Source organism: Salmonella sp. WC3 (assembly GCF_042932255.1).
Classification (GTDB): Bacteria; Pseudomonadota; Gammaproteobacteria; order Enterobacterales; family Enterobacteriaceae; genus Salmonella; species Salmonella enterica.
Genome location: NZ_CP170629.1, coordinates 3,403,103 through 3,414,849 on the forward strand (window position 1 = coordinate 3,403,103; position 11,747 = coordinate 3,414,849).

9 protein-coding genes and 1 pseudogene are annotated in these 11,747 nt (G+C 52.8%); 6 read left to right on the forward strand and 4 right to left on the reverse strand.

What is annotated here, in order from left to right; genetic code table 11:
• Positions 1–50 precede the first annotated feature (50 nt).
• Positions 51–971: a kdo(2)-lipid IV(A) palmitoleoyltransferase gene (gene lpxP / locus ACFK9X_RS16710; protein WP_000484428.1), complete on the forward strand. Its 921-nt coding sequence runs from the start codon at positions 51–53 to the stop codon at positions 969–971.
• Between the two features lie 402 nt (positions 972–1,373).
• The gene (ypdK, locus tag ACFK9X_RS16715; RefSeq protein ID WP_010723117.1) at positions 1,374–1,445 is read left to right on the forward strand and encodes a membrane protein YpdK; all 72 of its coding nucleotides are present in this window, start codon (positions 1,374–1,376) and stop codon (positions 1,443–1,445) included.
• Between the two features lie 49 nt (positions 1,446–1,494).
• Here the strand turns inward: ypdK and alaC are convergent, their stop codons facing one another.
• Complete coding sequence (alaC, locus tag ACFK9X_RS16720; protein WP_000763118.1) at positions 1,495–2,733, reverse strand: alanine transaminase; 1,239 nt, start codon at positions 2,731–2,733, stop codon at positions 1,495–1,497.
• A 722-nt stretch (positions 2,734–3,455) separates the two neighbouring features.
• Complete coding sequence (glk, locus tag ACFK9X_RS16725) at positions 3,456–4,421, reverse strand: glucokinase (RefSeq protein ID WP_000170380.1); 966 nt, start codon at positions 4,419–4,421, stop codon at positions 3,456–3,458.
• 203 nt (positions 4,422–4,624) lie between these two features.
• On the opposite strand from glk, the gene ACFK9X_RS16730 reads away from it, so the two are divergent.
• Positions 4,625–5,860 carry an ion channel protein gene (locus tag ACFK9X_RS16730; RefSeq protein ID WP_000468922.1) on the forward strand — a complete coding sequence of 412 codons (1,236 nt, stop codon included), beginning with the start codon at positions 4,625–4,627 and terminating at the stop codon, positions 5,858–5,860.
• Between the two features lie 19 nt (positions 5,861–5,879).
• Here ACFK9X_RS16730 and ACFK9X_RS16735 read toward each other — a convergent pair whose 3' ends face one another.
• Entirely contained in the window at positions 5,880–7,532 is a 1,653-nt protein-coding gene (locus ACFK9X_RS16735; protein ID WP_001180856.1) for an alpha-keto acid decarboxylase family protein, read from the reverse strand.
• A 179-nt stretch (positions 7,533–7,711) separates the two neighbouring features.
• On the opposite strand from ACFK9X_RS16735, the gene mgrA reads away from it, so the two are divergent.
• Entirely contained in the window at positions 7,712–8,710 is a 999-nt protein-coding gene (gene mgrA / locus ACFK9X_RS16740) for an L-glyceraldehyde 3-phosphate reductase (RefSeq protein WP_151117090.1), read from the forward strand.
• Positions 8,711–8,823: 113 nt separating this feature from the next.
• On the forward strand, positions 8,824–9,150 hold the full coding sequence (gene ypeC, locus ACFK9X_RS16745; RefSeq protein WP_000490091.1) for a DUF2502 domain-containing protein YpeC: 327 nt from the start codon (positions 8,824–8,826) through the stop codon (positions 9,148–9,150).
• A 60-nt stretch (positions 9,151–9,210) separates the two neighbouring features.
• Here ypeC and ACFK9X_RS16750 read toward each other — a convergent pair whose 3' ends face one another.
• Complete coding sequence (locus ACFK9X_RS16750) at positions 9,211–10,452, reverse strand: Nramp family divalent metal transporter (RefSeq protein WP_000131734.1); 1,242 nt, start codon at positions 10,450–10,452, stop codon at positions 9,211–9,213.
• Between the two features lie 342 nt (positions 10,453–10,794).
• Here ACFK9X_RS16750 and ACFK9X_RS16755 point away from each other — a divergent pair.
• A pseudogene (locus ACFK9X_RS16755) lies at positions 10,795–11,746 on the forward strand (NupC/NupG family nucleoside CNT transporter).
• Position 11,747 lies beyond the last annotated feature (1 nt).

Sequence of the window (11,747 nt, forward strand, 5' to 3'; positions counted from 1 at the left end):
ATAATGACTCTTCTGCGATACATTATTTTCGTATCTACAGAAGGTATTTTATGTTTCCTCAAAGCAAATTTTCACGCGCGTTTTTGCACCCGCGCTACTGGCTGACGTGGTTTGGCGTTGGCGTCCTCTGGTTACTGGTGCAGCTTCCCTACCCGGTTTTGCGTTTTCTGGGCACCCGCACCGGTAAACTGGCGCGCCCCTTCCTGAAGCGACGTGAGTCAATCGCCCAGAAAAATATTGAACTCTGTTTTCCGACCCTCTCCCGGGAAGAAAGGGAAAAACTGATCGCCGAGAATTTCCACTCTCTTGGCATGGCGCTGCTTGAAACGGGCATGGCCTGGTTCTGGCCTGATAACCGGGTTCGCAAATGGTTTGATGTGGACGGGCTGGACAACCTTACCCGTGCGCAGGCGCAAAATCGCGGCGTAATGGTCGTTGGCGTGCATTTTATGTCGCTGGAATTGGGAGGCCGGGTAATGGGTCTCTGCCAGCCGATGATGGCGACCTATCGTCCGCATAACAATCCGCTCATGGAGTGGGTGCAGACGCGCGGTCGTATGCGCTCAAATAAAGCGATGATCGGCAGAAACAATCTGCGCGGCATTGTGGGCGCGCTAAAAAAAGGGGAAGCCGTTTGGTTTGCTCCCGACCAGGACTACGGCCCTAAAGGCAGCTCCTTTGCGCCATTTTTCGCGGTTGAAAACGTCGCCACCACCAACGGCACCTATGTACTGTCCAGGCTGTCTGGCGCCGCCATGTTGACCGTTACAATGGTAAGGAAATCCGATAACTCGGGTTATCGTCTGTATATTACCCCTGAAATGGAAGGTTACCCGGCAGATGAAAATCAAGCCGCTGCCTATATGAATAAAATTATTGAGAAAGAGATCATGCGCGCCCCGGAGCAATATCTCTGGATCCATCGCCGTTTCAAGACTCGCCCGTTGGGGGAAGCGTCACTCTACATCTGAAAAAGGCCGCAAGGCCTTTTATTTTGGCATTTCGCATTGTCATAATATTCATATCGTAAATTACTCATTCCTGCTTTTAGCGATAAGTCTCCTGTTTACAGGCGATTTTTTACTGTGTCGGCGGCGTCGCTCAATAGCGATTCATCACTGTCAGAAATTAAACTGTCGCCGATTCCCGACACTTGTAAGTTACTAAAAGTAAATAAGAAAATGCCTCTTGTTTCACCTCATTTTTAGGCGTACATTAGCGCCGTCTGGAGCGATGACGCGCAGAATTCTGAGGTGATGCAGGCGGTCGAAACACGAATAATTCTCAATTTCGTATTGTCCGGCATCAACTCTCTATAATCAGGTAAGTGTAAGTTCATTTAGGCGTACGACAGGTACGCGGAGAGATGAAACGTGAAATATTTCTTTATGGGCATTTCATTTATGGTCATCGTTTGGGCCGGTACTTTCGCCCTGATGATTTAAAAGTACAATGCAAAGAAAAACAGGAGCCATGAGGCTCCTGTTTGCTTTTCTACTCCGTGCTCGCTTCAACGGGTTTTGGATGTGACGGCAGCACGCCATCGGCGCGGAACATCGCTTTAATCCCTCTGACGGCCTGGCGAATGCGGTCGCGATTCTCTATTAATGCAAAGCGTACATGGGTGTCGCCATAATCACCAAAGCCTATCCCTGGAGAAACGCAAACCTTCGCCTCATTCAGCAGCTTCTTGGCAAACTCAAGCGATCCCATCGCCGCATATTGCTCCGGGATTTTCGCCCAGACGTACATTGAGGCTTTCGGCATTTCAACCATCCAGCCCGCCTCATGCAGCCCCTTCACCAGCACATCGCGACGACGTTTATACTGCTCGGCGATATCGCGCACGCACTGCTGATCGCCTTCCAGAGCGGCGATAGCCGCCACCTGAAGCGGGGTAAAGGTGCCATAATCGTGATAACTTTTAATGCGCGCCAGCGCGCTGACCAGGGTTTTATTGCCCACCATAAACCCAATACGCCAGCCCGCCATATTATAGCTTTTCGACAGTGTGAAAAATTCAACCGCCACGTCGCGCGCGCCGGGCACCTGCATAATGGATGGCGCTTTCCAGCCGTCGTACACGATATCGGCATACGCCAGATCGTGCACCACCAGCACATCATAACGTTTAGCCAGAGCGACCACTTTTTCAAAAAATTCCAGTTCGACGCACTGGGCCGTAGGGTTAGATGGAAAACCCAAAATCATCATTTTCGGTTTCGGATAACTTTCGCGAATAGCGCGCTCCAGCTCGTTGAAGAAATCCACCCCCTCGACCAATGGAACCGAACGCACCTGCGCCCCGGCGATAACGGCGCCATAGATATGAATCGGGTAACTGGGGTTCGGCACCAGTACCGTATCGCCATGATCCAGCGTCGCCAGCATTAAATGCGCCAGTCCCTCTTTGGAACCGATGGTCACAATCGCTTCGGTTTCCGGATCGATATCGACATCATAACGTTCCTGATACCAGTGAGAAATCGCGCGGCGTAAACGCGGTATGCCGCGAGACGTGGAATAACCGTGCGTATCCGGACGCTGCGCGACGGTGCAAAGTTTTTCGACAATGTGGGGAGGGGTTGCGCCATCAGGATTACCCATACTGAAATCAATAATATCTTCACCGCGCCGACGCGCAGCCATTTTGAGTTCAGCGGTGATGTTAAAAACATAGGGCGGAAGGCGATCGATACGCGTAAAGCGACGTTCAGGGCGGAAGTCAGCCATAATATCCTCAGATTAACGTTAGCGCCCGGACCGTCCGAGCGACGCTGCCACGATGGTGGCTCCTTTAGAAAATAGCCTGAAAATTTTCTTCCTGTCGAGAGGCTAATGAAAATATTTTTTAGCGACGAAAAAAGAGGAACAAGCGTAAAAATTTACCTTTTAAGCATGTCAGTTATAGCATCAAACAAATCATATTATTAACAACTTGATATCATTGAATTTACCTAATGTGGTGCAGCCGACGATAATTTCCTGTCAATAAACCTTATCTCAAATAATCCCCTTTTGATTTTGTGGTTTTTCCTCTTTAACCAAAATCCTTACTAATGATAATGGTATTCGATCATGTCATATTGCGGTATTTTTCAGGGACATTTCCCCGAAAATGAGGATCCTTTCCAGCAAGATGCCGCGATGAAACCGTAAATAAGGCAGCGAACCGGATACGTATAGTAAAATAAATCCCTGTTTTCGCCTGACTAACCGCCATGACATGATGACTCAACGCGCTGGTGTTTGACCTTTCGCTCAGCAAAAGTAAAGTGAAATAATTCAGTCAGTTGAAGCATTCATGCACAGGAAAGGCAATGAAAAAAACCGCGTGAGGCACGCGGTTTGAGACTGACAAGAGAATGTTTAATTGCCTGATGACGCTGCGCTCATCAGGCCTACAGATGACACACTTTTGTAGGCCGGATAAGGCGTTTATGCCACCATCTGGCTTATAGAATATGACCTAATGTCTGGCGCAGATGCGCGCCGGAGCCTAACAAGCCAGGATTATCATGGACAATCAGATAGACCGGAATACCGTGTACATAATCTTTAAAGCGGCCTTTATCTTCAAAGCCACCACGGAAGCCGGACGCTTTAAAAAATTCCAGGAAGCGCGGGACAATACCGCCAGCGATATAAACGCCGCCAAATGTCCCCATGGTTAACGCCAGATCGCCGCCAAATCGCCCCATGATGACGCAAAAGAGCGATAACGCGCGGCGACAATCGATACAGCTATCCGCCAGGGCGCGTTCGGTAATATCTTTCGGGCGCAGATTTTCCGGCAGACGGTTGTCGGACTTAACAATCGCCCGGTAAAGATTCACCAGCCCCGGGCCAGACAGCACGCGCTCGGCGGAAACGTGGCCAATTTCGGCGCGCAATATTTCCAGAATCATAGCTTCTTCTTCGCTATTAGGCGCAAAATCGACATGCCCGCCTTCGCCCGGAAGGCTAATCCAACGCTTATCCACATGCACCAGATGCGCCACGCCCAAGCCGGTTCCCGCGCCATACACCGCAATAGGTTTGCCGTCTACCGGTTCGCCGCCGCCGAACTGAATTAAATGCTCTTTTTTCAGCATCGGGATCGCCATCGACACGGCGGTGAAATCGTTGATGATTTCCAGATGGCTAAAGCCGAGATTTTTTTTCATTTCCGCAATAGAAAAAGCCCAGGTATGGTTAGTCATCGCTACCCAGTCACCGGTAATCGGGCAGGCTATGGCGATACAACCATCTTCCACGCTGACGCTATGCTCATCGAGATAAACGCGCACCACGGCCTCAAGACTGGGATAATCCAGGCCGGAATACGTTTTGGCCTGCGAGATTTCTCCACTGGCGATATCACACAGGGCAAGACGCGCATTCGTGCCGCCTACATCTCCTACTAAAGCATACTTTGTCATTCTTCTACTGCTCCGCTAAAGTCAAAATAAGTCTTTGTCACACTGTAAATTCATGGGGGCATAACAACAACGGCCATCAGGCTGACTGCCTATAAATATAGATCTTCATCACAGAATTACTTTCTTGTTTCAGCACCAATTGCAGCAATGCCGTCGGGCAGGCTGTGCAAAATAGGTATACGACCCCGTGTAAGGAAGAGATTATGTTCCACCCGCGTGCCCGAACGATGCTGCTGCTGTCGCTCCCCGCGCTGATTATTGGCGTAGCGTCAAGCCTGGTTTTAATCGCTGCGATGAAAGTCGCGTCGGTTTTTCAGCAATTTCTTTGGCAACGACTGCCCACCAGCATCGGCATCGCTTATGATTCGCCGTTCTGGATAGTGGGTATGCTCACGCTAACCGGGATCGTGGTGGGTTTGATTATCCGTTACAGTCCCGGACACGCTGGCCCCGATCCGGCCATCGAACCGTTAATCAGTATGCCGGTCTCGCCATCTGCGCTGCCCGGGCTGCTTCTCGCCTTAATCATCGGCCTTGCTGGTGGGGTAAGTTTGGGGCCAGAGCATCCGATAATGACAATAAATATCGCGCTGGCGGCGGCTTTCGGCTCCCGCCTGTTTCCGCGTATCACGGCGTTAGACTGGACGATTCTGGCCTCAGCGGGCACCATCGGCGCGCTGTTCGGCACGCCCGTCGCCGCGGCGCTGATTTTTTCGCAAACGCTTAGCGGCTCTAACGATATTCCCATGTGGGATCGCCTGTTTGCGCCGTTAATGGCGGCAGCGGCGGGGTCACTCACCACCAGCCTGTTCTTTCATCCGCATTTTTCGTTACCCATCGCCCATTACACGCAGATGCGGCTGGTGGACATTGCCAGCGGAGCGATCGTCGCGGCGATCGCCATTGCCGCCGGGATGGTCGCCGTCTGGTGCCTTCCGCGTCTGCATGAGTTGCTGCACCGCCTGAAAAATCCGGTCCTGATTCTCGGCATTGGCGGTTTTATACTGGGCATCCTGGGCGTCATTGGCGGGCCGCTTACCCTGTTTAAAGGCCTGGACGAAATGCAACAAATGGCGTTTAGCCAGACGTTGGGCGCGGGAGATTATTTTACCTTAACCGTCGTCAAACTCGCCGCGCTGGTCATCGCGGCGGCGAGCGGCTTTCGCGGCGGGCGCATTTTTCCGGCTGTGTTTATCGGCGCGGCGCTGGGGCTCATGCTCCATGCCCATGTTGAGGCCGTACCCGCGGCGATTACCGTCTCCTGCGCGATTCTTGGCTTAGTGCTGGTAGTGACGCGCGACGGCTGGCTCAGTCTGTTTATGGCGGCAGTCGTCGTACCGGATACCAATCTGCTGCCGCTGCTCTGCATTGTGATGCTCCCCGCCTGGCTATTGCTGGCGGGAAAACCGTTGCTGGCCGCCAACCGTCACGAACCCTAATCCGGCGCAGCGGGGGCCATTATCCCCCGTTGCGGGCTTCCAGCGCCCGGGTCACGGTACGCAGTAATTCCGGCAGATCGGCTTTTGGCAACATCACTTCAATAAATGACAGACGTTGTGGGCGCGCCAACCGTTCGAGGACCTCTGCCAGTTGGATAGCCTGCGTCACCCGCCAGCACTCCGCCTGTTGCGCCGCGTTTAGCGCCGGTGGTATCTGCGTCCAGTTCCAGCTCGCGATGTCGTTATACCGCTGGGCCGCGCCGTGAATGGCGCGCTCTACGGTATAGCCGTCATTGTTGAGCAGCAGGATGACCGGCGCCTGCCCGTCGCGTAACATCGAGCCCATCTCCTGAATCGTGAGCTGCGCCGCGCCATCGCCGATAATCAGAATCACCCGCCGATCGGGACAGGCGGTTTGCGCGCCAAACGCGGCGGGCAAGGAATAGCCGATAGACCCCCACAGCGGCTGTACCACAACTTCCGCGCCGTCAGGAAGCGACAGCGCGGCAGCGCCAAAAGCTGCAGTCCCCTGGTCGACAAGGATAATATCGCCGGGTTTGAGATACTGCTGTAAGGTTTGCCAGAAGCTTTCCTGGGTCAGTTCTCCTTTATCAATCCGCACTGGCTGTCCGGCGGAACGCGTCGGCGGCGGCGCAAAAGCGCATTCCAGGCACAGTTCGCGCAGCGTAGACACCGCCTGCGCCATCGGGAGGTTGAACCAGGTTTCGCCGATGCGCGACGCGTAAGGCTGAATCTCCAGCGTGCGTTCCGCCGGCAATTGTTGGGTAAATCCGGCCGTAAGGGTATCGACAAAACGGGTGCCGACGCAGATAACCCTATCAGCGTCCTCTATGGCCTGACGCACTTCTTTGCTGCTGGCGCCAGCGCTATAGGTGCCAACGAAGTTCGGGTGCTGTTCATCAAAAAGCCCCTTCCCCATCAGTAGTGTCGCATGAGCGATGGGCGTTTCCGCCATCCAGCGCTGCAACAGTGGTCGTAAACCAAAACGCCCGGCAAGAAAGTCGGCCAATAGCGCAATACGCCGACTGTTCATCAGGCACTGACGGGCGTGGTAACGAAAAGCCGTCTCCACGCCGCTTTGCGCTTCATGCACGGGCAACGCCAGCGCCTGCGTAGGTGGGATGGCCGTTTTTTTCGCCACATCGGCGGGCAACATGATGTATCCTGGCCTGCGTGCGGCAAGCATTTCACCCAACACGCGGTCAATCTCGAAACAGGCGTTCTGTTCATCTAATATTGCGCTGGCAGCGGATATCGCCTGACTCATGCGATAAAAATGACGAAAATCGCCGTCACCGAGGGTATGGTGCATCAATTCGCCACGCTGCTGCGCAGCGCTACAGGGCGCGCCGACGATATGCAAGACCGGGACATATTCCGCGTAACTGCCCGCGATACCGTTAATAGCGCTAAGTTCTCCCACGCCAAAGGTGGTGAGTAGCGCTCCAGCGCCCGACATGCGCGCATAGCCGTCCGCGGCATAAGCGGCGTTCAGCTCATTGGCGCATCCCACCCAACGCAGGGTCGGGTGGTCAATCACATGGTCAAGAAACTGCAAGTTATAATCGCCCGGTACGCCAAAAAGATGGCCAATGCCGCATCCTGCCAGTCTGTCCAGCAAATAGTCGGCCACGGTATAGGGGTTTTGCATGACAGCTTTCCTTCTGACGTTGATATTATGTTGAGTATTAAGGAATGCCGATGGCTGTCCAGCACGGTGGGGATGAAAGCCTGGAAAACAATGTTTACAGCGGCAAACAGTAAAAGCCGGATACCGCCTGGCGAGTGTAACCGTATACACTATTTATTCACGCCACAAGGGGAAAGGTCATGATTTATCAGCCCGATGAGAATCGTTATCACACAATGGAGTATCGTCGCTGCGGACGCAGCGGCGTCAAACTTCCCGCTATTTCGCTGGGGTTATGGCACAACTTCGGCGATACGACACGGGTAGAAAATAGCCGGGCGCTGCTGCAACGCGCGTTCGATCTGGGCATTACCCACTTTGATCTCGCCAATAATTATGGGCCGCCGCCGGGCTCCGCAGAATGCAATTTTGGCCGCATTCTGCAGGAAGATTTTTTACCGTGGCGTGATGAATTGATCATCTCCACCAAAGCGGGCTACACCATGTGGGATGGCCCTTATGGCGACTGGGGTTCACGGAAATACCTTATCGCCAGCCTCGATCAAAGCCTGAAACGTATGGGGCTGGAGTATGTCGATATCTTTTATCACCATCGTCCCGATCCCGAAACGCCGCTTAAAGAGACGATGAAAGCGTTAGATCACCTTGTGCGCCACGGCAAAGCGTTGTACGTGGGGATCTCTAACTATCCTGCCAATCTGGCCAGACAAGCTATCGATATTCTGGAGGATCTCGGCACGCCTTGCCTGATTCATCAGCCTAAATATTCGCTTTTTGAGCGTTGGGTAGAGGACGGGCTGCTGGCGCTGTTGCAGGAAAAAGGCGTCGGCAGTATTGCCTTCTCGCCGCTGGCGGGCGGGCAGCTCACTGACCGTTATCTGAATGGCATTCCGGAAGATTCCCGCGCGGCGAGCGGAAGCCGTTTCCTTAAACCAGAACAGATTACCGCCGACAAACTGGAAAAAGTTCGCCGGTTGAATGAACTGGCCGCGCGACGGGGCCAAAAATTGTCTCAGATGGCGCTCGCCTGGGTGCTGCGTAACGATAACGTTACCTCGGTACTGATTGGCGCCAGCAAACCGTCGCAAATCGAAGACGCCGTAGGAATGCTGGCCAATCGCCGTTTTTCGGCGGCGGAATGTGCAGAAATTGACGCTATTCTGGAGGGCCGGTTTTAGCAAAAAATGCTCTCCTTCATGATTTAAGAGTTAAGGCGATGAAACAAATCTTTACTGCTTTGTAATATTGCATTAACAGGCCGGCGACGGCTCGATCGTGAAGGAGAGAAAGTATGTTCAGGTCACTGATTCTGGCGGCAGCCTTGCTGGCTTTTACACCGCTTGCCGCGAATGCGGGCGAAATCACCCTGTTGCCCTCAATAAAATTACAGATTGGCGATCGCGATGATTACGGTAACTACTGGGACGGTGGTCGCTGGCGCGACCGGGATTACTGGCACAACCATTATGAATGGCGTAAAAATCGCTGGTGGCGCCATGACAACGGCTATCATCGCGGCTGGGATAAGCGTAAAGCGTATGAACGCGGTTATCGGGAAGGCTGGCGCGATCGCGACGATCATCGCGGGCGAGGCCGGGGTCACAAACATCATCACTAAGCCTCCTGCTGAATAACAGCCCGATGACGCCCACGCATCGGGCCTGCTATCTTTCTGTCTTTATGACAATCCCATCACCGTTCCAACCAGCAACCAGATATTCAGGGCGACGACCAGCACGACAATTATCCAGCCAATCTGTTTTACTCGCCGCGTGTTCACCAGCTCGCCCATTAGCGTAGCGTTACTGGTGAAAATCAGGAGCGGCACCAGCGCCAGCGCAATACCAAAACTCAGCAGCACTTGGCTCATCACCAGAATTCGGGTAGGGTCCAGCCCCATCAAAATCACAATAAATGAGGGCAGCATGGTAATGGTGCGCCGTACCCACAGCGGAATGTGAAAACGGACAAACCCTTGCATCACCACCTGCCCCGCCAGAGTCCCTACCACAGTGGAGGAAAGCCCTGCCGCTACCAGACTAAGACCAAACACCGTTGCCGCCGCATGGCTTAGTAACGGTTCCAGCGTCAGGTATGCCTGATCGAGGTCGGCGATGCCGGTGTGGCCGCTAAAATGAAACGCCGCCGCGGCGGTCGCCATCATTGCCAGATTGACAAAACCGGCAATCGTCATGGCAATAGCGACATCCCATTTCGTTGCTGAGTACCGTTGTTGCCGCGTTCCGCCGTGCAGATGCTGTGTTAATGACGAGTGCAGATAAATCACGTGCGGCATAATCGTCGCGCCAAGCACGCCGGCGGCTAAGAATACGGCTTCCGGGTTCGGCAGCGCCGGGATAACCATTCCTTTGCCGAGCTGCGCCATATCAGGCTGAGAGAAAAACAGTTCCACAATGTAAGCGGCGGCGACAAAAAGCAGTAAACCGCCGATGACTTTTTCAAGCGGTTTTTGACCGCGGCGCTGTAACATTAAAATCAGAAACGTCGCGATACCGGTCAATACCGCGCCCTGTAATAAAGAGACGCCCAGGATCAGCTTAAAACCTATTGCTGCGCCGATAAATTCAGCTAAATCGGTGGCCATCGCGATGATTTCCGCCTGTACCCAGTAAAACCAGACTACCGGGCGCGGATAATGGTCGCGAATTTGCTCCGCCAGGTTCTTGCCCGTGGCGATTCCGAGTTTTGCCGAGAGGATTTGAATCAGCATCGCCATCAGGTTCGCCCAGACCACCACCCAAAGTAGCTGGTAGCCAAAGCTGGCGCCGGCCTGAATATTGGTCGCGAAGTTACCGGGATCGATATAACCAATCGCGGCAATGAACGCAGGTCCCATTAATGCGAGCCTTAGCTTGCGCGCCGCCCGTCCGCTGCTATTCTCTACGCGATTGTCAGTCATCTTTTGCCTCAAAAACATAGCCTTTGCTATGTTTCATGCTATGTTTATTGATAATGATTATCAAGTGCATTTCAATGGGTACGGGTGATTACTTTGATAGTGTGAAACGATAGACCGATACGATGACGACCTGTATCAGAACAGTTTGGCTTAACATTACAAGATTAGCACACTGATATAACTTTTCATTTTCATATTCAGTACAGTAAAAGTGTATTACAGATCACTAATTTTGAATCTCGTCACAGGTCCTTATTATAGTGTGTGTTGGATCTCGTTTTCTTTACGGCTGTTGCATAGAATGTGCACGAAAATTAAACCTGCCTCATATTTGGAGCAAATATGGACCGCGTCCTTCATTTTGTCCTGGCGCTTGCCGTTGTTGCGGTACTCGCACTGCTGGTTAGCAGTGACCGTAAAAAAATTCGCATTCGTTATGTCATTCAGTTACTTGTTATCGAAGTATTACTGGCCTGGTTCTTCCTGAACTCGGATGTTGGCCTTGGCTTCGTAAAAGGTTTCTCCGAGATGTTTGAAAAACTGCTCGGATTTGCCAACGAAGGGACAAACTTCGTCTTTGGCAATATGAACGATCAAGGTTTGGCGTTCTTCTTCCTGAAAGTATTGTGCCCGATCGTCTTTATTTCCGCGTTGATCGGTATTCTTCAGCATATCCGCGTTCTGCCAGTGGTCATCCGCGCTATTGGTTTCCTGTTGTCCAAAGTAAACGGTATGGGCAAACTGGAGTCTTTTAACGCCGTCAGCTCGCTGATCCTCGGCCAGTCTGAGAACTTTATCGCTTATAAAGATATCCTCGGCAAAATGTCCCGTAACCGCATGTACACCATGGCAGCGACCGCAATTCGGTTTCATCGCGCTGATCGCGGCGCTGAACGCGCTGTTCGCAACTGTTACCGGTTGGTTCGGCTACAGCATCTCCTTCCAGGGCATTCTGGGTTACATCTTCTACCCGGTCGCATGGGTAATGGGCGTACCGTCCAGTGAAGCGCTGCAGGTAGGAAGTATCATGGCGACCAAACTGGTTTCCAACGAATTCGTGGCGATGATGGATCTGCAGAAAATCGCCTCTACCCTCTCTCCACGCGCTGAAGGCATTATCTCCGTCTTCCTGGTGTCCTTCGCGAACTTCTCTTCCATCGGTATTATTGCGGGCGCGATTAAAGGCCTGAACGAAGAGCAAGGCAACGTGGTTTCCCGTTTTGGTCTGAAACTGGTTTACGGTTCTACGCTGGTGAGCGTACTGTCCGCCTCTATCGCGGCGCTGGTACTGTAAG